The 25,116-nt window shown below is 74.7% G+C and carries 20 protein-coding genes; 6 read left to right on the top strand and 14 right to left on the bottom strand.

Annotated elements, in window-relative coordinates; all coding sequences use genetic code 11:
• Positions 1-1,953 (bottom strand): HelD family protein (locus ABD317_RS13010; RefSeq protein WP_344290030.1); only part of this gene is annotated, 1,953 nt, incomplete at its 3' end.
• 214 nt (positions 1,954-2,167) lie between these two features.
• On the opposite strand from ABD317_RS13010, the gene ABD317_RS13005 reads away from it, so the two are divergent.
• Positions 2,168-3,829, top strand: coding sequence for an acetolactate synthase large subunit (locus tag ABD317_RS13005; RefSeq protein ID WP_344290026.1), 1,662 nt, complete (start codon positions 2,168-2,170; stop codon positions 3,827-3,829).
• Between the two features lie 21 nt (positions 3,830-3,850).
• Here the strand turns inward: ABD317_RS13005 and ABD317_RS13000 are convergent, their stop codons facing one another.
• Positions 3,851-4,738, bottom strand: coding sequence for an SIS domain-containing protein (locus ABD317_RS13000; protein WP_344290024.1), 888 nt, complete (start codon positions 4,736-4,738; stop codon positions 3,851-3,853).
• Positions 4,739-4,835: 97 nt separating this feature from the next.
• On the opposite strand from ABD317_RS13000, the gene ABD317_RS12995 reads away from it, so the two are divergent.
• Together ABD317_RS12995 and ABD317_RS12990 are read left to right on the top strand one after the other, a co-directional pair.
• On the top strand, positions 4,836-5,654 hold the full coding sequence (locus ABD317_RS12995) for a DeoR/GlpR family DNA-binding transcription regulator (RefSeq protein WP_344290022.1): 819 nt from the start codon (positions 4,836-4,838) through the stop codon (positions 5,652-5,654).
• Positions 5,651-6,868, top strand: a complete 1,218-nt coding sequence (locus tag ABD317_RS12990) for a Gfo/Idh/MocA family protein (protein WP_344290020.1) — start codon at positions 5,651-5,653, stop codon at positions 6,866-6,868. Before ABD317_RS12995 ends, ABD317_RS12990 begins: the two co-directional genes overlap by 4 nt.
• Positions 6,869-7,080: 212 nt before the next feature.
• Here ABD317_RS12990 and ABD317_RS12985 read toward each other — a convergent pair whose 3' ends face one another.
• Together ABD317_RS12985 and ABD317_RS12980 are read right to left on the bottom strand one after the other, a co-directional pair.
• Positions 7,081-9,123, bottom strand: coding sequence for a GTP-binding protein (locus tag ABD317_RS12985; RefSeq protein ID WP_344290018.1), 2,043 nt, complete (start codon positions 9,121-9,123; stop codon positions 7,081-7,083).
• A 150-nt stretch (positions 9,124-9,273) separates the two neighbouring features.
• Positions 9,274-10,404: a hypothetical protein gene (locus tag ABD317_RS12980; protein WP_344290016.1), complete on the bottom strand. Its 1,131-nt coding sequence runs from the start codon at positions 10,402-10,404 to the stop codon at positions 9,274-9,276.
• A 355-nt stretch (positions 10,405-10,759) separates the two neighbouring features.
• Between ABD317_RS12980 and ABD317_RS12975 the strand changes: the two genes are divergently transcribed.
• Positions 10,760-11,191 (top strand): anti-sigma factor antagonist, encoded by a 432-nt coding sequence (locus tag ABD317_RS12975; protein WP_027751924.1) that lies wholly within the window; start codon positions 10,760-10,762, stop codon positions 11,189-11,191.
• 49 nt (positions 11,192-11,240) lie between these two features.
• On the opposite strand, the gene ABD317_RS12970 is transcribed toward ABD317_RS12975, so the two are convergent.
• Positions 11,241-12,761, bottom strand: a complete 1,521-nt coding sequence (locus ABD317_RS12970) for a sulfatase family protein (protein WP_344290015.1) — start codon at positions 12,759-12,761, stop codon at positions 11,241-11,243.
• Between the two features lie 157 nt (positions 12,762-12,918).
• Here ABD317_RS12970 and ABD317_RS12965 point away from each other — a divergent pair, with 157 nt between their 5' ends.
• Together ABD317_RS12965 and ABD317_RS12960 are read left to right on the top strand one after the other, a co-directional pair.
• Positions 12,919-13,068, top strand: a complete 150-nt coding sequence (locus ABD317_RS12965; protein ID WP_344290013.1) for a hypothetical protein — start codon at positions 12,919-12,921, stop codon at positions 13,066-13,068.
• A gap of 162 nt (positions 13,069-13,230) precedes the next feature.
• Positions 13,231-14,142 (top strand): LysR substrate-binding domain-containing protein, encoded by a 912-nt coding sequence (locus ABD317_RS12960; RefSeq protein WP_027751922.1) that lies wholly within the window; start codon positions 13,231-13,233, stop codon positions 14,140-14,142.
• 172 nt (positions 14,143-14,314) lie between these two features.
• Here the strand turns inward: ABD317_RS12960 and ABD317_RS12955 are convergent, their stop codons facing one another.
• From ABD317_RS12955 to ABD317_RS12915, 9 genes are all read right to left on the bottom strand, one after another.
• A complete protein-coding gene (locus ABD317_RS12955; protein ID WP_344290011.1) occupies positions 14,315-15,955 on the bottom strand; it encodes a solute symporter family protein in 1,641 nt (546 codons plus the stop codon).
• Positions 15,952-16,326, bottom strand: a complete 375-nt coding sequence (locus ABD317_RS12950) for a DUF485 domain-containing protein (protein WP_344290009.1) — start codon at positions 16,324-16,326, stop codon at positions 15,952-15,954. Before ABD317_RS12950 ends, ABD317_RS12955 begins: the two co-directional genes overlap by 4 nt.
• Before the next feature lie 176 nt (positions 16,327-16,502).
• Complete coding sequence (locus tag ABD317_RS12945; RefSeq protein WP_344290007.1) at positions 16,503-18,299, bottom strand: sodium/solute symporter; 1,797 nt, start codon at positions 18,297-18,299, stop codon at positions 16,503-16,505.
• A gap of 25 nt (positions 18,300-18,324) precedes the next feature.
• A complete protein-coding gene (locus ABD317_RS12940; protein WP_027751918.1) occupies positions 18,325-18,693 on the bottom strand; it encodes a hypothetical protein in 369 nt (122 codons plus the stop codon).
• Positions 18,694-18,871: 178 nt separating this feature from the next.
• Positions 18,872-19,663, bottom strand: a complete 792-nt coding sequence (locus tag ABD317_RS12935) for a LytR/AlgR family response regulator transcription factor (protein ID WP_344290005.1) — start codon at positions 19,661-19,663, stop codon at positions 18,872-18,874.
• A gap of 47 nt (positions 19,664-19,710) precedes the next feature.
• The gene (locus ABD317_RS12930; protein WP_344290028.1) at positions 19,711-20,961 is read right to left on the bottom strand and encodes a sensor histidine kinase; all 1,251 of its coding nucleotides are present in this window, start codon (positions 20,959-20,961) and stop codon (positions 19,711-19,713) included.
• A gap of 102 nt (positions 20,962-21,063) precedes the next feature.
• Complete coding sequence (locus ABD317_RS12925; RefSeq protein ID WP_051437880.1) at positions 21,064-22,323, bottom strand: DUF4032 domain-containing protein; 1,260 nt, start codon at positions 22,321-22,323, stop codon at positions 21,064-21,066.
• Positions 22,323-24,044, bottom strand: a complete 1,722-nt coding sequence (locus ABD317_RS12920; protein ID WP_344290027.1) for an ABC transporter ATP-binding protein — start codon at positions 24,042-24,044, stop codon at positions 22,323-22,325. Before ABD317_RS12920 ends, ABD317_RS12925 begins: the two co-directional genes overlap by 1 nt.
• 189 nt (positions 24,045-24,233) lie before the next feature.
• Positions 24,234-25,116 (bottom strand): NAD(P)/FAD-dependent oxidoreductase (locus ABD317_RS12915; RefSeq protein WP_344290003.1); only part of this gene is annotated, 883 nt, incomplete at its 5' end.

Genomic DNA, 25,116 nt, shown 5'->3' with positions numbered 1-25,116 from the left:
CGCCGCGGCGACCGCGGCCGGCACGTCGCCGGCCGACTCCCCGGCGCGCTCGGCCCAGGGCCGTACCCCCGTGGCGCGCACCGAGCGCGGCGGCGCGTACCCCGGGTCCGCCGCCCGCGCCACCCCGGCGGCGACGTCCATGATCTCCGCGGGCGTACGGTAGTTGACTCCCAGCGTGAGGTGCTCGAAGCGCTTGTCCACGTACGGGCCGAGGATCGCCTCCCACGATCCGCAGGCCCCCGGCTCCGCCGTCTGCGCCGGGTCCCCGACCAGCGTCATGGACCGGGTCGGGCAGCGCCGCATCAGCAGCCGCCACGCCATCGGGGACAGCTCCTGCGCCTCGTCGACGATGATGTGCCCGAAGGTCCAGGAGCGGTCCGCCGCCGCCCGCTCGGCCGCCGTCCGGTGGTCGGCCTCCTCCTGGCGGTCGGCCAGCCGCTCGGCGTCGATGAGGTCGTGCGCCGCCAGCACCTCCGCCTCGTCGTCGTCGCGGTCCTCGAACTCCTGGGTGCGCGAGCCGTACGACATCTCCAGCACGCCCTGCGCGTACGCGATCCGCTCCTGCCGCTCCGCCTCCGCCCGCGCCCGCGCCGCCGCCTGCGCCGGGCCGTCGTCCCCGAGCAGCTCCGCCGCCTCGTCCAGCAGCGGCACGTCGGCCGGCGTCCAGGGGCCCTCGGCGCGGCGGATCAGCTCCGCGTCCGCCGCGGGCAGGTGCACCGGCTCGGCGAGGAAGTCCGCGACCAGCTCCTGGGGCGTCAGCAGCGGCCACAGCCCGGCGATGGCCGCGTGCACGTCCTCGTTCGCGGCGACCGCCTTGCCGAGCTGGGCGACGTCGTCCGGGCCGAGCAGGTTCTCGTCGCCGAACGGGTCGTCGCCGAGCTGCTCGGTGAGCTGCCGGGTCAGCCCGTCGATGACGTTGAACGCGAAGTGCGGCTGGGCCGCGTTGTGCGGCAGCCCGGTGTCCCGGGCGCGCCGGCGGGCCGCGTTCGCCAGCCAGTGGTCGAGGTGCAGCTCGCCGTCCTCGTGCGGGATGACGACCGTCTCCTCCGGCAGCCGCTGCCGGTCTTCGAGGTACGCGGCGAGCGCGCCGGCCATCGCCGTGCCGCCCTTGACCGCCGCGGCCGCGGGGGTGTCGGTGCCGGTGGCGCTGACGCCGGGGAACAGTTCGCCGGGGGTGGCCAGCAGCACGCCGGTCTCGCCGAGTGCGGGCAGCACCTCGGAGATGTAGCCGAGGAAGGCGGGGCCCGGGCCGACGATGAGCACGGCGCGGCGGGCGAGCTGCTCGCGGTGCGCGTAGAGCAGGTACGCGGCGCGGTGCAGGGCCACGGCGGTCTTGCCGGTGCCGGGGCCGCCCTCGACGACGAGGACGCCCGAGCGCGGGGCGCGGATGATGCGGTCCTGGTCGGCCTGGATGGTCTGCACGATGTCGTGCATCCGGCCGGTGCGGGCGGCGTCGAGGGCGGCGAGCAGCACCGCGTCGGCGTCGGCGCCCTCCAGGCCGGTGCGCTCGGGGTCGGCGAGGTCGAGGATCTCGTCGTGCAGGGCCGTGACCCGCGGGCCGCCGGCGTCGCCCGCGGTGGAGATGTGCCGCCGTCGGCGCAGCCCCATGGGTGTGTGGCCGGTGGCGAGATAGAAGGGGCGCGCCACGTCGGCGCGCCAGTCGACGACGAGCGGCGTGCGCTCCTCGTCGTCGGCGCGCATCCCGATGCGGCCGATGTGGTGGTCGCGGCCGTCGCGGAAGCTCAGCCGGCCGAAGCACAGGCCGTGCTCGCCGGCGTTGAACGCGGCCAGCAGCCCGGACTGTTCGGCCACCAGGACGTCCCGCTCCAGCTTGGCCTGCAGGGTGTTCCCCCCGTCCTGGGCCAGGGCGGCGCGCACCCCCGCCGCCGCGTCCTCGCGCAGCTCGGCGAGGCGCCGGTGGAGCAGGTCGAGGAATTCCTGCTCGCGCCGCATTTCCTCGTTCGGCACGTCGTTTGACAATTCAGCTCCCGCACGGATAGAATGCCCGCATCACGCTTTCCTCCAGCGCCAGTTCACGGTTCAGCGTTCACGACTAGCGTGCACGACTGAGGAATTCGCGCAGAGAATTCCTCATCATAGCAATGCCGAGGCTCCGACCGAATGCGGCGGAGTCTTCTTTCTGTGCGCGCAGGTTACGCTCGGAGGCATGAGCACTGCAGACACCCCCGAAGACGTGGCGCACCTGCTGGTGCGCTGCCTGGAGGCGGAGGGCGTGACGCACGTCTTCGGCGTGCCGGGCGAGGAGAACATCCGCTTCGTCGACGCCGTCAACGCCTCCCCGTCCATCGAGTACGTCCTCGTGCGCCACGAGCAGGGCGCGTCGTTCATGGCGGAGATGTACGGCCGTATCACCGGCCGCGCGGGGGTGTGCTCCGCGACCCTCGGCCCGGGGGCCATCAACCTGCTGCTCGGCGTCGCCGACGCGCACACCAACAGCACCCCGGTGGTCGCGCTCGCCGCGCAGGGCGGGCTGGACCGGGTGCACAAGGAGTCGCACCAGGTCATCGATCTGCCCGCGATGTTCGCCCCGGTGACCGACTGGTCGCAGCAGGTCCGCGCCGCCGGCGCGGTGCCGGAGATGGTGCGGCAGGCGTTCAAGACCGCGCAGAGCGAGCGGCCGGGCGCGGTGTTCCTCGCGCTGCCCGAGGACCTGGAGGGCGCCGTCCCCGACCCGCCGCTGAACCCGCTGCCCATCAACCGGCCCCGCCCCGAGGCCCCGTCCCCCGCGCAGCTGGAGCGGGCCGCCGAGGTGCTCGCGGGCGCCGCCCGCCCCATCCTGCTGGCCGGCCACGGCGCCACCCGGTCCGGCGCCACGGACGCCCTGGTCCGCTTCTCCGAGCGGCTCGACATCCCGGTGGCGACGACCTTCAACGGCAAGGGCGTCTTCCCCGACGACCACCCCAACGCACTCGGCGCCGTCGGCTTCATGCGCCACGACTACACCAACTTCGGCTTCGACAACGCCGACGTGCTCATCTGCGTCGGGTACGAGCTGCAGGAGTTCGACCCGGTCAAGATCAACCCGCAGGGCGACAAGAAGATCCTGCACCTGCACCACTTCCCGGCCGAGGTCGACTCCCACTACCCGGTCGCGGTCGGCGTGCTCGGCGACCCCTGCGCCGCGCTCGACGGCCTCGCGGACGCCGTCGGCCGTACCTTCCACGGCGACGGCCGGCTCATCCGCGGGCTGCTCGCCGAGGAGCTGGCGCACGGCCGCCGCAACTCCGCCTTCCCGCTCGCCCCGCAGCGTGTCGTCGCCGACGTCCGCGAGGCGCTCGGCCGCGAGGACGTGGTGCTGGTCGACACCGGCGCCGGCAAGATGTGGATGGCGCGGCTCTACCCCACGTACGAGCCCAACACCTGCCTGATCTCCAACGGGCTGTCCACCATGGGATTCGCCGTGCCCGGCGCGATCGGCGCCAAGCTCGCCCGGCCCGAGGCGCAGGTGCTCGCGATGACCGGCGACGGCGCGTTCCTCATGAACTCCCAGGAGCTGGAGACCGCCGTCCGCGAGGGCATCCCGATGACCGTGCTCGTCCTCGTCGACGACGAGTACGGGCTGATCACCTGGAAGATGGAGCTGGAGATGGGGCGCCACTCCCACACCCGCTTCGCCAACCCGGACCTGGTGACGTACGCGGAGAGCTTCGGCGCCCGCGGGCACACGGTGAAGTCCGCCGACGAGCTGCTGCCCGTGCTGCGCGACGCCCTCGCCCACGACGGCGTGGACGTCGTCTCCTGCCCCGTCGACTACACCGAGAACCTGCGCCTGACCGACCGGCTCGGCGCACTCCAGGGCCCGTTCTGACCGGCCCCGCCGCGGTGGTCCTCAGCCGGCCGGGCTGAGGATCACCGAGCGGGTGAGGTGGCGCGGCTCGTCCGGGTCCAGCCCGCGGGCGTCGGCCAGCGCCACCGCCAGCCGCTGCGCCCGGACCAGCTCGGCCAGCGGGTCGAGCCCGCCGGTGACCCACAGGGCGCCGGTGGCGTGCACCTCGTCCTCCAGGCCCGCGGGCGCGTCGCCGATCATCCAGGTGGCCGTGCCCGCGGTGGTGATGCTGATCGGCCCGTGCCGGTACTCCATCGCCGGGTACGACTCGGTCCACGCGAGCGCCGCCTCGCGCATCTTCAGCGCCGCCTCGTTCGCCAGCCCCACGGTCCAGCCGGCGCCGAGGAAGGTGAACTGCCGGGCTGCCAGCAGCCCCTGCGGCAGCGGCTCGACGAGGGCCAGCTCCGCGTCCTCCACCGCCGTCGCCGGCTGCACCCCGAGATGGGCGCGGAGCAGGGTCAGCGCGGTGGTCGCGAAGCGGGTCTGCACCACGGAGCGCTCGTCGGCGAAGTCCAGCACGACGGTGTCGTCCGCCGCCCTGGCCGCCGGCACGGCGCCGTCGGCGACGACCGCGGTGGTGTGCACCGAGCCGCCCAGCGCGGACAGCAGCCGCAGCACCTCGGTGGTGGTCCCGGAGCGGGTCAGCGCCAGCACCCGGTCGTACGCCCGGCCGGCCGGGAAGCCGGAGGCGGGGAAGGCGTCCGTCTCGCCGTGGCCGGCCTCCTCGCGCAGCGCGGCGTACGCCTGCGCCATGAAGTAGGAGGTGCCGCAGCCGACGACGGCGACCCGCTCGCCGGGCCGCGGCAGCCGCTCCCCGAGCGCCCCAGCCAGCCCGCTCGCCCGGCGCCAGCACGCGGGCTGATCGGCCAGCTCAGCGGCTACGTACGTCATCTCCATCGCCCCGCCCTGTGTGAGAACCGTTGTTCAATCGTGCATGCTAAGGCAGAATTCCAAGCATCTTCAAGCATCGCTAGTGGGAGGATACGGGGTGAACCAGCACGAACGGCACGGGGTGCTGCTGCGGCTGCTGGCCGAACGCGGACGGCTCGACGTGGAGGCCGTGGCCGCCGAGGTGGCGGTGTCCGCGGCCACCATCAGGCGCGATCTGGACCAGCTGGCCGAGCAGCAGCTGCTGGTCCGCACCCGCGGCGGCGCCGTGCCGAACGACGTGGCCTACGACCTGCCGCTGCGGCACCGCGCGGGCCGGGACGCCGCCGAGAAGGAGCGCATCGGCCGGGCCGCCGCCGCGATGGTCGAACGCGGCATGGTGGTCGGCCTCAACGGCGGCACCACCACCGCCGCCGTGGCCCGCGCGCTCGCCGCCCGCGCCGACTGGGGTCCCGACGCCGAGGCCCCTGCCGACCGCGACGGCGCCCGCGGCGACGGGCAGCCTGCCGTCACCGTCGTCACCAACGCGCTCAACATCGCCGCCGAGCTGGCCGTGCGGCGCAGCGTCAAGGTGGTCGTCTCCGGCGGCGTCGCCATGCCTTCCTCGTACGAGCTGGTCGGCCCGCTCGCCGGCCACATCCTCCGCGAGATCCGCCTCGACATCGCCTTCGTCGGCGCCGACGCCGTCGACGCCGAGCACGGCGCCAGCGCCCGCGACGAGCACGAGGCGAGCATCAACGCGCTGCTCGCCGCGCGGGCCGCCAGGCTGGTCGTGGTCGCCGACTCGACCAAGCTGGGGGTGCGCACCTTCGCCCGGATCTGCCCGCCGGCCGACATCGACGTGCTCGTCACCGACGACCGGGCGGCGGACACCGCGCGGGAGTTCGAGGACAAGGGCATGGCCGTGGTGCGGGCATGAGCGGGCGCGGGGGCATCGTGACCGACCTGCGGCTGGGGGTCGTCGGCCTCGGGCTGCGCGGCGACCTCGCCGACGCCGCCCACCGCCCCGGCATGGGCTCCGTCGTGGCCGCGGTCGCCGACACCGACCCGGCCGTGCGGGCGGGCGTCGCCGGGCGCTTCCCCGGTGCCTCCGCGTACGCCGACCACCGCCGGCTCCTCGACGCCGCCGACGCCGACGGCGTGGACGCGGTCGTCGTCACCACCCCCGACGACACCCACGAGGCCGTCGCCCGCGCCGCGCTCGAAGCCGGCAAGCCGGTCTTCGTGGAGAAGCCGCTCGGCATCACCGTCGAGCAGTGCGACGCCATCCTGCGCACCGCGTACGAGACCGGCACGCCGCTGTACGTCGGGGACAACATGCGGCACACCGGCGTCGTCCGGCTGATGCGCGACATCATCGCGCGCGGCGACATCGGCGCGCCGCTCACGGTGTGGGTCCGGCACTTCGTCGGATACGGCGGGGGCTACTACTTCAAGGACTGGCACGCCGACCGCCGCCGCACCACCGGGCTGCTGGTGCAGAAGGCCGCCCACGACATCGACGTCGTGCACTGGCTCGCCGGCGGCTACACCCGCCGGGTGCACGCCCTCGGCGCCCTCATGCTCTACGGCGACCTCCCCCGCCGGCCGCCCGGCACCCCGCGCCCCGCCGTCCGGCCCGAGGACGACGCCTGGCCGCCCGCCGCGCGCCGCGACCTGAACCCCGTGGTGGACGTCGAGGACGTCTCCGTGATGAACATGCGCCTCGACAACGGCGTCATCGCCGCCTACCAGCAGTGCCACTTCAGCCCGGACCACTGGCGCAGCTACACCGTCATCGGCACCGCGGGCCGGCTGGAGAACTTCGGCGACCGCCCCGGCGACGAGGTCCGCGTCTGGCACACCGGGCCCTCCGGCTACCGCCCCGGCGCCGACGCCATCCACCGCGTGCCCGCCGCGGAGAGCGCGTACGGCGGCGCCGACGGCCGGGTCGTCGCCGAGTTCTGCCGCTTCGTACGCCTCGGCGACGCCACCGACACCTCGCCCCTGGCCGCCCGGATGAGCGTCGCCGCGGGCGTGCTCGCGACCCGCTCGCTGCGCTCCGGCGGCCCGGCGTACGACGTGCCGCCGCCCGACCCCGCGCTCGCCGAGTACTTCGCGGCCGGCCAGCGCAGACCCGTACCCCAGCACTGAGGACCGACGACCGACCACCACCTTCCCGGAGGGAACCATGAGCGTGCACCGCAGGCACTTCCTGGCAGGGACGTCGATCGCCGGCGGCGCCGTGCTGCTGCCGGCCCTCGGCCGCGCGGCACCGGCGTCGGAGGAGGAGGCGGAGCCGGGACCGGCGGCGGCCCCGGCCGGCGGTACGGGTGCGGGAGCCACCCCCGTACCCGTACCGCCCCTCACACCCGCCGCTGGACGTGCAGCAGGTACTCCTTGCGGTCCAGCGGGTTGTGGTCGGTCCGCGGCCGCACCGGGGCCGGCCCGCGCACCTCCCGGTAGCGGCCGAAGGCGCTCTCCAGCACGCCCTCGCCGCGGGTCAGCCCCGGCAGCCGCCGCTCCAGCCCGTGCACCCGCGCCGCCGGCACCTCGCCCTCCAGCACCGCGACCCCGCCGCGCACCACCTGCGCGTCGACCACCGCGTCCAGCGCCGCGAACGCCGGCCACAGCGCCGGCACCGTGTCCTCCGGCGCCTCCAGCCGGAACCGCTGCACCGGCTCGTGCACCCGGGTCCCGGCCCGCTTCAGCGCGTCCGCCAGCACCAGCGGGGTGATGCCGCGGAAGTCGGCCCCGGTGCTCGACATGGCCTTGCTGAAGCCCTGGTGGGCGTGGCTCTGCCGGGGCCAGTAGCCCGAGTGCGTCATCGTCACCCGCACGTCCGGGATCTCCCAGCCGCTCAGGCCCTGGCGCAGCGTGGCGCGGACGGTGTCCTCGACGGCCTTGAAGAACGCGTACGGCATGGAGCCCAGCTCCACCGCCAGCCCGAAGACCACGCCCGTGCCCGGCGGCGCCGGCTCGACGCGCAGCCCGACGGTTGCCAGGAACGGGTTCGTGTCCGTGTCGCCCTTCTCGTACGCCGCGCCCGCCCCGGCCAGCCGCTCGACGTGGATGACGGACGACTCGCGGAAGGACACCGGCAGGCCGTACCCGTCGGTGAGCGTGGCCCCGATGACCTCCTTCTGCACCTCGCCGTAGAGCGAGACGTACAGCTCCTGCCGGATGTCGTCCTGGCGCAGCGCGATCAGCGGGTCCTGCTCGGCGAGCTGGAAGAGCGCCGCGTGCAGCGCGCCCCGGTCGGCGGCCCGCTCCGGCACCACCACCGTCTCCAGCGTCGGCGGCGCGAAGTGGTGCCGCCGCGCGTCCTCGGCCCGGCCGGCGGAGCTGACCGCCGCGCCGACCGCGTCGCCGATGCGCACGCCGGCCAGCCCCCGCACCAGGGCGATGCGGCCGGCCGGGACCCCGGCCGCGGGCACCGCCGCGCCCTGGTCGAAGACCTCGACGCCGGTGACCTTCTCCGTCACGGGGGCGCGGTCGCCGTCCCCGTACGGCAGCTCCCGGCGGGTCTGTACCGTGCCGGCGAGTACCCGCACGTACGCGACCTTCTCGCCGCCCGGACCGCGCTCGACCTTGAAGATCGTGCCCGCGGCCGGCGCGTCGGGGTCCCCGGTGAAGGCCGGCAGCAGCTCCCTGATGCCCGCGGTCAGCTCCGCGACTCCCGCGCCGGTGGCGGCGGAGCCGAAGTACACCGGGTGCACGAGCGCGCCCGCGGTCTGCTCGGCGAGGCCCTTGCGCAGCCTGCGGTACGTCACCGCCGCCTCGTCGGTGACGTAGTCGGCGAGCAGCGCGTCGTCGTGGACCGCGAGGACGTCGGCCAGCCGGCCGGTGAACGCGGCGCCGTCCGGATCCCCGGGGCCGTCCGGGCGGTCCGGACCGTACGGGGTGAACGCGGCGGCGCGGGTGCCGAGTCCGCGGACGGCGCCCATGGCGACGGCGCCCGGCGCGAGCTTCGCGGCGATGTCGCGGACGAGCGCGTCGCCGCGTGCCCCGCGCCGGTCGGTCTTGTTGACGAAGACCAGGGTGGGGATGGCCAGGCGGCGCAGCGCGCGCATCAGCACCCGGGTCTGCGCCTGCACGCCCTCCACGGCCGAGACCACGAGCACCGCGCCGTCGAGCACGTGCAGCACCCGCTCGACCTCGGCGATGAAGTCCGGGTGGCCGGGCGTGTCGATGAGGTTGACGGTGAGGCCGTCGAGCGCGAAGGAGACGACGGCGGACTTGATGGTGATGCCGCGCCGGCGCTCCAGCGCGAGCGAGTCGGTGCGGGTGCTGCCGTCGTCGACGCTCCCGACCTCCTCGACGACCCCGGCCGCGTACAGCAGCCGCTCGGTCAGGCTGGTCTTACCGGCGTCGACATGGGCCAGGATTCCCAGGTTCAGCGTGTGCACGAAGCGTCATGTCCCTTGTGTGGATGGCGATGGCCTGCGGGGTGGACATGAACGCTGCGCGCATGCGCCTTTCCTTTCGTGCGGGGACACGATCTGCCGTGCCCGGTCAGTGCAGCAGCAGCCGGCCGGGCGCGGCAACCGAATTAGCGCTCAGCGGCGGCCGAGGCGCTCGATCAGCTCGTGCTGGTACGCCGTCGTGCCCTCCACGTGCGCGTAGCTGCCCACGGCCCACGGCCCGCCGCCCCATGTGCCCGGTGCCAGGTCGCTGACCTCGTGCGCCTGCGTCTCCCCGGCGGTGACCGCGGCGCCCTCGTGCCGGGTCCAGCGGTGGCCGTCGTAGTGCCAGAACACCGGAGGGCCCGCCCAGCCGTAGGGGTCGCCGGACAGCCAGATCCCGCCGCGGCCGTCGCCGGTGACGCTCTCGGCGAAGAGCCCCGCCACCGGGCCGGTGACGTCCCGCCAGGTGCGGCCGTTCCAGTGGTAGACCCGGGGCTCGGCGAAGCCCTCGCCGTCGGCGGCGGGAACCCGGCCGGCCGCCCAGACGCTCCGGTCGGACGCGACGTGGACGTCGGTCAGCCGCAGGTCCGGGTCGTCGGGGGCCGCGGTCTCGGTCCAGGCGCCGTCCTGCCAGCGCATCACCAGGGGGCGGCTCTCCTCGCCGACGTGCCAGAAGCCGCCGACGGCCCAGGCGCTGCGGGAGGAGCGGGAGTCGACGTCGATGACGTCCACGCCGCGCGGCAGCTTCTCCGACGTCCAGGAGCCGTGCGCGTACGTGCTCAGCCACTCCCGCCCGGCCAGCCAGACGCGGTGCGACCCGGCGGCGACCTCCGCGGCGCCGTGGTTCTCGCCGCCGGGCAGCTCCGGCGGCGGCACCTGTCGCCACCTCCTGCCGTCGTGGCGGACCACGTACTCGCCGTCGTCGTTCCAGCCGTACGCCCACACGTCGTGCGCGGAGGAGGCGTCGACGCTGTTCCAGTAGTGGACGGGCGGCAGGGCGGGGTCGCGGTCCTGCCGCCAGCGCCGGCCGTCCCAGCGCAGCACGACGCCGTCCGCCGTGCCCTCGTAGATGCTCTCGGAGCCGACGGCCCAGGCGCTCCGGCCCGCGGACGTCACCGACTTCAGCCAGGCGCCGTCCGGCAGGCTGCCGGCGAGCGATATCTCCCAGCGGGGTTCGTGCGCGGCACCGGCGGCCGGCGTCTCCGCGGTCGCCGGGGTGACGAGCGCGGCGCCGGCGGCGAGCGTCACGGCCACGGCGAGGGCGGTGCTTCTCCACGTCCTCATCCCTGAGTTCCTTCCTGCGGTGCGGACTGACACGGGGTCAGACCGGCCGCGGCGGGCGAGGGTTGTCCGGTTATTTTAGTTATGTCAGTATGTCACCCGGAGGATGCTGCGGCGCCACCGGCTGTTCACCGGGCACGTGCGGCGCCCCGCGCTCGTATCGTGTGGGAGTCGGTCAAGCTATTTGTGAACTAATCGCCCGGTCAGGCGAATTGCGACCGGACCATTTGCGCCAACCTTGCCCCTGCCCCGGCATGCAGCACTACGGTTGGCGGTCCACCCAGGACCCCGGTGACTATGATCTCGGCTGCCTGCCCCCGGGTGGTGGGCGGAACGGGCCCCGTGGGGGGAGCGCGTGGTGTACACAGACGACGTGACCGGAGCTTCGTGGCGTACCGGCGACGACGGTGCCGACCGTGTGGAGTCGCGCTTCGCACGGAGCTACCGGCTGCACGGGTTCACCGTGCTGGAGCTGCACGGCGAGATCGACCTCGCCGCCCAGCTCGACGTCGAGCCGTATCTCGACGTGATCACCGGGGCGCCCGTGCCGCGGGTGGTCATCGACCTGTCCCGTACTGACTTCCTGGACTGCTCCGGCCTGCGGCTGCTGGTCCGCGCCCGCATCCGCACCGACGACCGCGGCGGTGAGCTGCGGGTGGTCTGCCCGGAGAGCGCCGCCCCGCACCGGGTCATGCGCTGCTGCGGGCTGCTGGACGCGCTGGAGCCGGTGCCGACGCTGGCCGAGGCGCTGTCCGAGGAGAACCCCGGAGCGGTCGCCGGGCAGACCTGACGAGGGTGCCGCTCGTGCGTTCGGGCAGGCGGCACGGAGCGACCCCCGCCTACGCCGCCGCCACACGCGGCATCCGCATCGGCTCCTTGCCCAGCTCGGCCCAGACGTACCGCAGCAGCAGGTCGGTCTTCAGCGCGGCGCTTCCCGGGTCGTCCCACAGGTTGCGGGTCTCACCCGGGTCGGCGCGCAGGTCGAACAGCTCGCCGTACGTCCGCCCCTGGTACACCGTCAGCTTGTAGCGGTCGTCGACGTACGTGCGCAGGCTGACCGCCGTCGGCTCGTGCCGGAACTCGCAGATCACGTGGTCCCGCGCGCTGACCGCGTCCCCGGTGAGGACCGCCGCCTGGTCCACCCCGGTCATCTCCCGCGGCACCGGCACCCCGGCCAGCTCCAGGAAGGTCGGCGCCAGGTCGACGGTCGACAGCAGCGCGGAGGAGGCGCGCCCGGCGGGCACCCGGCCCGGCCAGCGGACGAGGAACGGCACCCGCAGCAGGTCCTCGTAGTGGAACGCGCCCTTGGCCTGCAGCCCGTGCTGGCCGAAGAAGTGGCCGTGGTCGGTGGTGAAGACCACGACCGTGTCCTCGGCCAGGCCCAGCGCGTCGAGCCGGTCCAGGATGCGGCCGACGTACTCGTCCAGCAGGCTGACCATGCCGTAGTACGTGGCCACCAGCCGGCGCCGCTCCGCCGCCGGCAGCCGGTGGGAGTGGAAGCCGTGGACGTAGTGCCCCGACTCCTGCCACGGCGAGAAGTCCGGCCGCTCCTGCTGGGTGAGGCCGAAGTGCGGCGGGTTGCCGTCGTGTTCGCCCGTGCGGGCTTCCGGCACGGTCAGCGCGTCCGGGTCGTACATCCGGTCCCAGGGTTCGGGCACCAGGTACGGCGGGTGCGGGTCGAAGAAGCTGGCCCAGCAGAAAAACGATTCGCCACGCTCGGCGTAGCCGTCGAGCAGCGCGCCGGTGCGCTCGGCGATCCAGGCGTTGTAGTGCAGCTTCTCGGGGATCGGCCAGGTGTGCTGCAGGTCCGGGTCCAGGGTGCCGGTCGGCGGCCGGAAGTAGCGCCGCCAGTCCGCACACCCCTGCTGCTGGAGCCAGAGCGCGTAGTGCTGGCCCGCGTGCGCCTCCGCGGTGTGGTTGCGGGCCAGCTCCACGTGGTCGAAGCCGTAGTACGGGCCGTGGAACCCCCGCCAGAAGTCCAGGTCCTGCAGCAGCGGGTACGACTCGATCGAGGGGTGCTCCGCGGTGCTCGCGAGCGGCTGGAAGTGCGCCTTGCCGACCAGCGAGGTGGCGTAGCCCGCGGCCCCCAGGTGCCCGCCGAGGGTGGGCTCGTCCTCGGGGAGCTTGGTGCCGAGCGTCCACGCGCCGTGCTGGCTCGGGTACTTGCCGGTGATCATCGAGGCGCGGGTGGGGGTGCACGTCGGGTTGGGGCAGTACGCGCGCTCGAAGGCGGTGCCCTCGGCCGCGAGCCGGTCGAGATGCGGGGTGCGGATCTCGGGGTTGCCGCGGCCGAGGGTGTTCCAGTGCTGCTGGTCGCTGGTGATGAGCAGGATGTTGGGCCGGCGGGTGCGCTGCGTCATGCGGTGCGCTCCCTGACGGGGGCGGCGGCGGGGACGACGGCGGGGGCGGGGACGGGGGCGTCAGCTCTCATGGCACCTTTCTACCCGTGGGACGGCCGGCTGCCGCACGCCGGCCGGGTACGGGCCGCCGGCCGCGTCCGGGGCTGGCCGCCCCCGGGTGACGATCCGGCCGCCGGCCGCGTCGATCGTCCGCATCTGCAGGGAGCCGCACTGGCACCGGGTCCAGATCGTCATCCCGCCGGCCGTACGGTGCCGCGAGACGGTGTGGAACGGTGTGCTGTCCGCCCAGCCGCAGTGGGGGCAGTGACCCTCGAACAACTCGGATGTCCTCTCTCCGCCGTACGCGCCGGCGGATCCTCTCGTGGCGGCGGCCCGTTGGCCGGGCCCGTTCGCTTGCCCTCCAGGATGGAAGCTGCGTCCGTTCAGGTCTAGGTTGGATTTATGGACGACATTGTGAAGGGTCGACTACATGATTGATCTGCGCCGCCTCCGGGTGCTCCGCGCGGTCGCGTACTACGGCACCGTGACCGCCGCCGCCGAATCCCTCCACCTCACCGCCTCCGCCGCGTCCCAGCAGATCCGGCAGCTGGGCCGGGAACTCGACGTCCGGCTGCTGGAGCCGCAGGGCCGCCGGGTGCGGCTCACGCAGGCGGCGCGCGGGCTGCTCGCGCACGCCGACGCGATCGAGGCGCGGTGGGAGCTGGCCGAGTCGGAACTGCACGCCCTCGACGGCGAGCCGGTGGGGGAGCTGCGCATGGCCGGGTTCCCGAGCGCGATGTGCCGGCTGCTGACGCCGGTGGCCGGCGCGCTGCGCGCGGAGTACCCGCGGCTCGACGTCCGGCTGCGCGAGGCCGAGCCGGCGGACTGCTACGACCTGTTGTTCAACGGCGAGACCGACCTCGCCGTCGTCGAGGCGTCCGCGGACGCTCCGGCCCGCGGCGACCGGCGCTTCGAGCAGCAGACGCTGATCGAGGACCCCTTCGACCTGGTCGTGCCCGAGGACCACCCGCTGGCCGCCCGCACGGCCGTCCGGCTCACCGAGGCCGCGGAGGAGCGGTGGATCATCGGCCCGCCGGGCGTCTGGTCCCGCCAGCGCGTGCTCGCGGCGTGCAGCGCGGCCGGCTTCGGGCCCAACGTGACCCACGAGGCCTGCGACTTCACCGTGACGGGGGTGATGGTCTCGCATGGCCTCGGCGTCGCGCTCATACCCCGGCTCGCGCAGCTCTCCGGCGTGCCGTCGGTCCGCCGGCTGCGGATCACGGGGACGCCGTGCCCGTCCCGTACGTTCCTCACGGTCACCCGGCGCGGCGGGACGGGCAGCCCCGCGGTGCGCGCCGCGCTGGACGTGCTGCGCGTACGGGCCAAGGAGACGGTCGGATAACCGGAGAGCCCGCGGGCCCGCGGGGGCACGGACCCCGCGGGCCGGCGGGAGTGGGGGCGGGGGGCGGGGCGGAGGAGGGAGCCCCGCCCCCCGGGGTGGGGGGTTGGTGACGACCGGGCGGAAGGCGCTCGGGCACCGCCGGCCGGCCGCCGCTCGCGGGCGGCGACGGCGCCTAGTGGGCGCCGGCGCCGGTGAGGGAACGGACCTCCAGCTCCGCGTACTTCTTGCCGGTGGCGTCGTCGTCCTTGGACAGGACCGAGCCGAGCCAGCCGAGGAAGAAGCCGGCCGGGATGGAGATCAGCCCCGGGTTCTCCAGCGGGAACCACTGGAAGTCGACCCCGGGCCACATGCTCTTCTCCTCGCCCGATACCACCGGCGAGAACAGCACCAGGAACACCGAGGTGAACAGGCCGCCGTAGATCGACCACAGCGCGCCCTGGGTGGTGAACCGCTTCCAGAACAGGCTGTAGAGGATCGTCGGCAGGTTCGCCGAGGCCGCCACGGCGAAGGCCAGCGCCACCAGGCCGGCGACGTTGAGGCTGCCGGCGAAGACGCCCAGGAGGATGGCGACCGCGCCGATCGCGATGGCGGCGATCCGCGCCGCGGCGACCTCCTCCTTCTCGGTGGCCTTGCCCTTGCGGATCACGTTGGCGTACAGGTCGTGCGCGAACGACGACGACGACGCCAGCGTCAGCCCCGCGACGACCGCGAGGATCGTGGCGAACGCCACCGCGGAGATCATCGCCAGCAGGATCGCGCCGCCGGTGGATCCCGCTCCGCCGCCGATCTCCTCCGCCAGCAGTGGTGCCGCGGTATTGCCCGCCGGGTTGGACTCGATGATGGTCTCTTGTTTGATCAGCGCGGCGGCGCCGAAGCCCAGCGCGATGGTCATCAGGTAGAAGCCGCCGATGATCCCGATCGCCCAGAGCACGGACTTGCGCGCGGTCTGCGCGGTGGGCACCGTGTAGAAGCGGATCAGGATGTGCGGCAGACCCGCGGTGCCCAGCACCAGCGCGACGCCCAGCGAGATGAAGTCGATCTTCGAGGTGGTGTCCACCCCGTACTTCAGCCCCGGCTCCAGGAACGCCGAGCCCTTGCCGGAGTTGTCCGCGGCGGCGCCGAGCAGCTGGGAGATGTTGAAGTCGAACTTCGCCAGCACCAGGATCGTGATCAGCAGGGTGCCCAGGATCAGCAGCACGGCCTTGATGATCTGCACCCAGGTGGTGCCCTTCATGCCGCCGATGGTCACGTAGAGGATCATCACCAGGCCGACGATGACCACGATGAGGTTCTTGCCGGCCTCACCGGTGATCCCCAGCAGCAGGGCGACCAGCGCGCCGGCGCCGACCATCTGCGCCAGCAGGTAGAAGATCGACACGACGATGGTCGACACGCCGGCCGCGGTGCGTACCGGACGCTGGCGCATCCGGAACGCCAGCACGTCGCCCATCGTGAACCTGCCGGAGTTGCGCAGCGGTTCGGCGACCAGCATCAGCGCGACCAGCCAGGCGACCAGGAAGCCGATGGAGTACAGGAACCCGTCGTAACCCGCCAGCGCGATGGCGCCGGCGATGCCGAGGAACGAGGCCGCGGACATGTAGTCCCCGGAGATCGCCAGGCCGTTCTGGAACCCGGTGAACGAACGGCCGCCCGCGTAGAAGTCGGTGGCGTCCTTCGTCTTGCGTCCCGCCCAGACGGTCACCGCCAGCGTGAACGCGACGAACACCGAGAACAGCGTGACGATCAGCGTCCGGTGCTCACCCGGTTCCGACTGGGCGACCATGTGCAGCGCGCTCGTGGTGGCGCCCGTCATTTCCCGACCTCCGTGCTGCCGCCGGCCAGCCGGCTCTCAACGTCCTGCTTGAGCTGCTCGGACCTGGGGTCGAGCTTCGCGCCGGCGTGCCGCGCGTACCACCACGCGAGGGCGAACGTGGTGACGAACTGCGCGATGCCCAGCACGAACGCCATGTTGATGTTGCCGACGACCTCGGTGCCCATGAAGCCGCCCGCGTAGTTCGACAGCAGCACGTACAGCAGATACCAGGAAATGAATCCGACGGTCAGCGGAAACGCGAACGAACGGTGCGTGCGGCGCAGCTCCCCGAACTCCTCGCTCTGCTGTACTTCCTCGTACACATCCGGCGATCTGCCGGTCGGGGGTGTGCTGCTCATCGCGGCCTCCATGGGCGCCTTCGGGGACGGGGGTGCCCGGACTGGCCGGGCGCGGCAACCGTAGAAGCGGGCGCGCCGCCGCGGGAGCCGCCGCGCGACGGCCGTGCCGTGAACGGCCGCGCGGATGCGCCGAGCGGTAGCGACGGCACGACGAGCGGTCGGCCGGCCGGTCGCGGCGGCCCGGCGGTTCAGCCCGTCGGACGTCCCGGGCGGCGCGGCAGGTCCAGCGACTCCGGCGCGTGCAGCCGCAGCAGCGCGTGCGCCGTGCCGCTCGGCACGCTGCGCCTCGTCAGCCACGACACCCCCACCATCACCGCGAACGCCAGCGGCACCGTCCACGCCGCCGGCCGCGCCAGCAGCGCCCCCGGCCAGCCGCCGGGCTGCACGCCGAACATCGTCACCGCCACCGTCGCCAGCGCCGCCCCGCCGCCGGAGAGCAGCCCGGCCGCGGCGCCCTGCGGCGTCAGCCCGCGCCACCAGATGCCGAGCAGCAGCAGCGGGCAGAAGGACGAGGCCGCCACCGCGAACGCCAGCCCCACCACATCCGCGACCGGCCGCTCCACGACCACCAGCGACGCCGCGCACGGCACCGCCGCCGCGGCCACCCCGGCCAGCCGCAGCCGCCGCACGGTCGCCCGGACCTCCGCCCGGGCGTCCGCCGCCTTGCCCGGCGGGCCGGTCGCCCGCCGGGCCCGTCTGCGCTCCAGCTCCTGCCCCAGCACCCCCGCGACCGACATGGTCAGGCCGGAGGCGGTCGACAGGAACGCCGCGAACGCGCCGGCGGTCAGCAGCGTGCCGAGGACCGCGGCCCCCGGGCCGCCGCCGAGCAGCCGGTCGGGGAGGAGCAGCAGGGTGGCGTCCGTGCGGCCGGTCATGAGCAGCTCGGGGGTGTAGAGCCGGCCGAGGGCCCCGTAGAGCGGCGGCAGCAGGTAGAAGGCGGCCAGCAGCCAGAGCACGGTCCAGGTGGTCCGGCGGGCCGCCGGGCCGTCGGGGTTGGTGTAGAAGCGGACGATGACGTGCGGCAGGCCCATGGTGCCCAGCAGGGTGGCGATGAGCAGCGAGTACGTGCCGTAGCCGGGGTGCTCGGGACCGGACAGCGGGCGCGTCCAGTCGCGGCCGTCGACGGGCGCCTCGTCGTCGACCGGGTGCGGCACGTCGGAGCCGGCCGGGAACGTCACCCGGGTCTCCGCGCCGATCGCATGCACGCCGGGGCCGACGCGGACCCGCTCGCCGTCCAGCCGGTGGCCGTCGAGCCGGCCGTGCACCGTGACCCGCACCGGGTCCCCGACCCGTACGTCGACCGCCTGGTGGACGGTCACCGTCGTCGTGTCGCGGAACCTCGGCGGCGCGTCGGCGTCCGGCCACGGGGCGCCGTCCGCGCGCCAGGCCAGCAGCAGGAAGATCACCGGCACCGCGAGCGCCGTCAGCTTCAGCCAGTACTGGAACGCCTGCACCGCGGTGACGCTGCGCATGCCCCCGGAGGCGACCGTGGTCATCACCACGGCCCCGACGGCCACCGGACCGACCCACAGCGGCGCGCCCGTGACCGTGCGCAGCGTCAGTCCGGCGGCCTGCAGCTGCGGCAGCAGGTACAGCCAGCCGATGAGGACGACGAGCACCGAGGCGAGCTGCCGCACCCGCGCGGACTGCAGCCGGGCCTCGGCGAAGTCCGGGACGGTGTACGCGCCGGAGCGGCGCATCGGCGCGGCGACGAAGGCGAGCAGCACCAGATACCCGGCGGTGTAGCCGACGCCGTACCAGAGCATGTCGGCGCCGTACGCGAGCACCAGGCCGGCGATGCCGAGGAAGGACGCGGCGGACAGGTACTCGCCGCCGATGGCCGAGGCGTTCCGCAGCGGCGTCACGGCCCGGGAGGCGACGTAGAAGTCGGAGGTGGCGCGGCCGGGGCGCAGCCCGTACACGCCGAAGAGCGCGGTGGCCACGCAGACGACGGCGACGGCGACGGCCGGCTGGACGGTGTTCACGTGCTGTGCCCTGTCACGACCGCGGTCACGACCGCTCGACCAGGTCCGCGAACTCGGCCTCGTTCTTGCGCGCCTGGCGCTGGTAGACCCACGCCAGCGCGAGGATCACCGGGTGCACCGCGACCCCGATCACCAGCCACGGCACGGGGACGCCGGCCAGCGTGGTGTCGCGCACGCTGGGCACCGTCGCCAGCAGCACCGGCAGCAGGCCGAGCACGGCGGCCAGGGCGCCGACGACGAGGGCCGCAAGCCGCAGCTGGGTGCGTATGAGGGAGCGCAGGTAGACGTCGCCCAGCGGGGTCTGCCGGCCCAGGTCGTCGGCGACGAGGGCGCGGCTGCCGGGCGGGGGCTGGGAGCTGCGGGCGGCGAGGGTGCGGGGGTGGGCGACGGTCACGCGGGGCGGAGGCGCGGCGGGCGCGGGCGGCGTCGCGGACTCCGGGGTACGGCCGCGCGGCACGCCGGGCCCGGCGGTACGGCCGCCCGGAGCGCCGCCCTGCGGCGCGTTCCCCTGCGGCGTGCGGTCCCGCGGCGGGCCGCCGTTCTGTGCGGGGACCCCCCGGTCGCTCCTCACCTCACACCGCCGCCGTCGGCGGATGCCGGACGAGCATCTCGCGGACCTGACGGGTGTGCCGCCGGCTGACCGGCAGCACGTGCCCGCCGAGGACGACGTACGTGCGCCCCGCCTCCATGCGCAGCTCGCGCACGTGGTGCAGGGCGACGAGGTGGCTGCGGTGGATGCGGACGAAGCCGGCCACGCCCCAGCGCTCCTCCAGCGTCGCGAGCGGGATGCGCACGAGGTGGCTGCCGCCGCCGGTGTGCAGCCGCGCGTAGTCGCCCTGGGCCTCGGCGTACAGCACCTCGCTGCGCTGGACGAACCGGGTGACGCCGGCGAGTTCGACGCTGATGACCTCGTCCGGCGCCGCCGCCCGTTCCGGCGGCGCGCCGCCCGGCTCCGGTGGCTCGGAGGGGTCCTCCGGCCCCGCCTCCCCGGCCGACTCGGCGCACCGGCGCACCGCCTCCGCGAGCCGCTCCGGCGCCACCGGCTTCAGCACGTAGTCCGCGGCGCGCAGCGCGAACGCCTCCACCGCGTGGTGCTCGTGCGCGGTGACGAACACCACCCGCGGCGGGTGCGCGAACCGGGAGATCACCCGGGCCAGCGCCAGCCCGTCCAGGCCCGGCATGCCGATGTCCAGGAACACGGCGTCCACCGAACGGCCCGCGGCCAGCGCCCGGTCGAGGGCCAGCAGCGCCTGCTGCCCGTCGTCGGCCGTCTGCACCTCGGCCACCCGGGGGTCGCGGCGCAGCAGATACGCCAGCTCCGCCAGGGCGGGCTCCTCGTCGTCGACGGCGAGAGTGTGCAGCATGCGGGCACCCTATGCGGGGCGCGGCGGCAGCGAAACCCGTCTCCCACTCACAGCCCGCCGGGGCCGCTCTGCACCGCGTCCGGATGGAACTTCGGCACCCGGACGTGCACCGTCGTGCCCGCCCCTGGAGCGGTCTCGATGACGAGCCCGTAGGCGTCCCCGTAGACCTGCCGGAGCCGCTCGTCGACGTTCCGCAGCCCGATGCCCGGCGCCCGCGGCGCGTCCCCGGCCAGCTCGGCCAGCTCCGCCAGGTCCCCGGCGAGGGTGCGGGCCAGGGTCTCCGGCTCCATCCCGGCGCCGTCGTCCTCGACGCTGATCAGCGCCTCGCTGCCGCCGTCGGCCGCGGTGATGGTGAGCCGCCCGGGGCCCGGCTTCTTCTCCAGCCCGTGCCGTACGGCGTTCTCCACCAGCGGCTGCAGGCACAGGAACGGCACCACGACGCTCAGCACCTCCGGCGCCACGCGCAGCGAGACCTCCAGCCGGCCGCCGAAGCGGGCGCGCTCCAGCAGCAGGTAGCGGTCGATGCAGCGCAGCTCCTCCGAGAGCGGGGTGAAGTCGCCGTGGCGGCGGAAGGAGTAGCGGGTGAACTCGGCGAACTCCACGATCAGCTCGCGGGCCCGCTCCGGGTCGGTGCGTACGAAGGAGGCGACGGTGGACAGCGAGTTGTAGATGAAGTGCGGGGATATCTGCGCGCGGAGCGCCCGCAGCTCCGCCTCGCTGGCCGCGGCCCGGGAGCTGTCCAGCTCGGCCAGCTCCAGCTGCGCGGAGACCCAGCGGGCCACCTCGGACGCGGCCCGCACCAGGCCCGCCGAGGTCTGGGAGGTGAAGACGGCGAGCACGCCGTCGATCCGGCCGGCGACCGTCAGCGGCACCGCCACCGCGTGCCGCAGCGGGCAGTCCGGCCAGGTGCAGGCGACCTCGCGGGGGCCGACGACCTGCGTGCGGCCGCTCTCCGTCACCTGCGCCGCGGCCCCGGGGACGGCTTCGGAGTGGTCGTGCCCCGGCTTGCCCTCGGGGCCGTCCCACGCCAGCAGCCCGCCCCCGCCGTCGGCGAGCGCGAGCGCGGGCGCCCCGAGCAGGGCCCGCAGGTGCGGGGCGGCCCGGCGGGCGCTGTCGTCGGTGAGGCCGGCGCGCAGCGGGGGCGCGGCGAGGGAGGCGGTGTGCAGCGTCTCGTACGCGGCCCGCTCCTGCGGGGTGCCGTACTGCCGGTTGCGGGCGACGTGCACGCCGATGAACGCCGCCGCGGCGCACAGGACCACCACGGCGCCGAGCAGCAGTGCCGCGGTCGCGGCCGACATCCCGGGCATGGACGGACGCTACCCTGCCGGGGCGGCCCGCGGCAGCCGGCGGCGGGCCCGGCCCGTGCGCTCACCCGGCCGGTCCGCCGGCGCGGGCGGTCGTCAGCCGGAGGTGCCGGCCGCGGAGCGCGGCAGCACGTTCGCGACGTAGTCGGCGACCGCGGCCGGCAGCCCCACGTCCCGCTGCGCCTGTTCGGCCAGGAGCCAGCGGTGCTCCAGCACCTCGTGGTAGACCTGCGCCGGATCCAGCTGGCCGCGCAGCTCCAGCGGCACCGCACGCACCGTCGGCCGGAAGACCTCCCGCACCCAGCGGTGCGCCAGCACCTCGGGCCGGGCCCCGAGGGGGTCGCCGGGCGCGTAGTCGTCCTGGGTGGCCATCCAGCTCTCCAGGTCGTTCAGCAGCCGGCGGGCCTGGTTCTCCTCGGTGTCCATGCCGGTCAGCCGCAGCAGCTGGCGCTGGTGGTGGCCGGCGTCGACGACCTTCGGCACGAACGAGACGGTGTCGCCGGCCGGCGAGTGCGTGATCTGCATCTCGGCGACGTCGAAGCCGAGGTCGTGCAGGCGGCGGATGCGGCGCTCGATGTAGTGCCGCTTGTCGGCGGGGTAGACCGACTCGCGGGTCAGCTCGTGCCACAGGTCGCCGTACCGCTCGGCGATGGCCGCGCCGAACGGGATCGGGTCGATCGACGGGTGCAGCGCCCCGGAGGCCTCCAGGTCCATCAGCTCGCCCGAGATGTTCATGCGGGCCAGCTCGATGTCGTACTCCCGCTGGCCGTGGCTCAGCCGCGGCTGGATCTGCCCGGTCTCGGCGTCCACCAGGTACGCGGCGTAGGCGCCGGCGTCCCGGCGGAAGAGGGTGTTGGACAGCGAGCAGTCGCCCCAGGCGAAGCCCGCCAGGTGCAGCCGCACCAGCAGCACGGCCAGCGCGTCCATCAGCCGGTTCACGGTGCCCGGACGCAGCGTCGTCTCGAACATGGCCCGGTACGGGCGCGAGCCCACCAGGTGCCGGGTGACCAGCGCCGGCTCCAGCGGCTCGCCGTCCGCGCCGGTGCGCCCGGTGACGACCGCCAGCGCGGCCACGGCGGGGATGCCCAGCCGGTCGAGGTCGCGCAGCAGCTCGTACTCCCGGCGGGCCGCGCGCTCCGGCACCTCCTTGATCGCCACGACCTCGGCGCCGGCCTCGGCGAAGCGCACCACGTGCCGCGAGATGCCGCGCGGCAGGTCGACGAGACAGCTCTCCGGCCAGGCGTCGAGCGGCAGCTCCCAGGGCAGGTCGAGCAGCGCGGCGGGATGCTCCGGGTTGGTGGCGCTGATCTGCAGCTCCGGGCGCACGGCGGGCCTCCTTCGTCGTCCGCTGTCCATCATGCGGTGCCGGCCGTGGCGGCGAGGAACTGGGTGGTGGCCAGCTCGGCGTAGAGCGGGTCGCCGGCGACCAGCTCGGCGTGCGTGCCCACGGCCCGCACCTGGCCCGCGTCCATCACCACGATCCGGTCGGCGCTGGTGACGGTCGACAGCCGGTGCGCGACGACGAGCACCGTGGTGCTGCGCGCCACCTCCGCGACGGTGTCGCGCAGGGCCGCCTCGTTGACCGCGTCCAGCTGCGACGTGGCCTCGTCGAGCAGCAGCAGCCGGGGCCGGCGGAGCAGCGCACGGGCGATCGCGACGCGCTGGCGCTCGCCGCCGGACAGCCTGGTGCCGCGGTGCCCGACCAGGGTGTCCAGGCCCTGCGGCAGCCGGGCCACCAGGCCGTCGAGCCGGGTGGTCTTCAGCACCGCCCGCACGTCGTCCTCGCCGGCCGCCGCGTTGCCGAGCAGCAGGTTGTCGCCGAGCGAGCCGGAGAGCACGGGGGCGTCCTGTTCCACGTAGCCGATGGCGGCGCGCAGCGCCGGTATCGGGTACCGGGTGACGTCGGCGCCGTCGAGGAGTATCCGGCCGGCGGTCGGCTCGTAGAACCGCTCGATCAGCGAGAAGACGGTCGTCTTCCCCGCCCCCGACGGGCCCACGAACGCCGTCATGCCGCGCGGCGGCACCCGGAAGCTGACGCCGTGGTGCACGAACGGCAGGTCGTCGGCGTACCGGAAGCGGACGTCCTCGAACGCCAGCCCCGCCGGCTCGGCGCCCGGCTCCGGCAGCGGCGCGGGCTCGGCGGCCGGCTCGGCCGGCAGCAGCTGCGCCTCGCGGATACGCGTCAGCGCGGCGGCCCCCGACTGGTACTGCGTGACCGCGCCCACCACCTGCTGGATCGGCGACATCAGATAGAAGACGTAGAGCAGGAAGGCGACCAGCGTGCCGACGTCGATCGCCCCGGTCGCCACCCGCGCCCCGCCCACCGCCAGCACGGTGATGAACGCGACCTGCATGGACAGCCCCGCCGTGTTCCCGGCCAGCGCCGACCACTTGGCCGCCCGCACGCTCTGCCGCCACGACTCCTGCGCCGCCGCGTGCACCGCCCGCTCCTCGCGGTGCTCGGCGCCCGACGCCTTGACCGTGCGCAGCGCGCCGAGCACCCGCTCCAGCGCCGCGCCCATCAGGCCCACGGACTCGGCCGCCCGCTTCGCCGCCCGGTTGATGCGCGGCACGATCACGCCGATGACCGTGCCGGCGGCGGCGATCACCCCGGCGGTCACCGCGAGCAGCACGGGGTCGACGACGCCCATCAGCACCAGCGTCGCCACGGCGGTCAGGCCGCCGGTGCCGAGCCCGACGAGGGTGTCGGTGGTGACCTCGCGCAGCAGCGTGGAGTCGGACGTCACCCGGGCCATCAGGTCCCCGGGCTCCGTGCGGTCCACGGCCGCTATCCGCAGCCGCAGCAGATACGAGCTGAGCCGGCGCCGCGCCGTGAGCACCACCGACTCGGCGGTGCGCCGCAGCACGTACGAACCGAGCGCCCCGACGCCGGCGTTGGCGACGACCAGCACCGACATCAGCACCAGCGCCCCGGCGATGGACCGGTCCTCGGACAGGTCGTCGATGAGCGACCGCGCGACCAGCGGCAGGGCGAGCCCGGTGGCGCCCGTCGCCAGCGACAGCAGCGCCCCGGCGAGCAGCGCCCAGCGGTGCGGGCGCGCGTAGGCGAGCAGCATCCGCCAGGGCGGCACGTCTGCTTCGGGGGTCTCGTCCACGGCCACTGCCCACCTCCGGTGATCTCACCGAGATCCTACGGCGCCGGTCCGACCGCGCCGGAGGTTTTCCACAGGCGCCGGGACGGCCCGCCGCCGCAGGTCCGTGCGGCCGGCTCCGGGCCCCACCCCGGGCCGGGGGAGGGGGCCGCCTCAGCCGGCGGCGTAGATGTCGTTGTAGTGGCGCAGCGCCCGGCGGCGCAGGACACCGGCCGGCTCGCCGGCGAAGCGGTCCGGCGACAGCGCCGCGAACCCCGCGCCCGGCTCGTCGCCGTCCATCGCCTCCGCGAGCGCCGCCGCCGCACCCGCGGCGTGCGTCACCCAGACCGCGGTCGCCGACCACAGCCCGGGCAGCCCGTCGAACGGGCCGAGCAGCGGCATGTTGTCCGGCGTCACCGAGAACACGCCGTTGAGGCGGACGGCGGGCGCGAAGCGGTGCGCGGCCGGCAGCAGGGCGAGCGCGGCGGCCACGGCGCCGTCGAACGGCTCGCCCGGCCAGGGCTCCTCGGCCCGCACCCCGAGGTCCGCGGGCGCCACCGGGCGCAGTTCGTGGTCGTAGGTGCCGATACCGTCCCGGTCGCCGTGGTCACGGGCGTAGACGTGGTGCTCTGGCCAGCGCACGAACGGCCCGCGCGGATGCCGCTCCGGGCGCGGGCCGCCGTAGACGTACGGGTGGGCCACCGGCGTCAGCGGCAGTTGCACGCCTGCCCGCGCGGCGAGCAGCGGGCCCCAGACACCGGAGGCGAGCACCGTGTCGTCGGCCGGTACGAGCGTGCCGTCGGCGAGCCACACGCCGTGCGCGCGCCCGGCGCGTATCTCCAGGCCCGTCACCTCCGCGCCGTCGGCGAACTCCGCGCCCTCCGCCTCGGCCCGGCGCCGCTGCACGGCGGTGAGCAGCCCGGCGCGTGCGGTGCCGTCGCCGGGGAAGTGCAGCCCGGCCACGGCCGTCTCCGCGTCGACGAACCGCGGCGCCAGGGCGGCGGCCTCCTCGGGCCCCACGAGCCGCGCGGCCAGGCCCGCGGCCGCGGCGCGGGCG

This window comes from Streptomyces synnematoformans (assembly GCF_039531005.1).
GTDB lineage: Bacteria > Actinomycetota > Actinomycetes > Streptomycetales > Streptomycetaceae > Streptomyces > Streptomyces synnematoformans.
The sequence above is the reverse complement of the archived record's forward strand: the minus strand, read 5'-3'. Positions and strand labels throughout refer to the sequence as shown.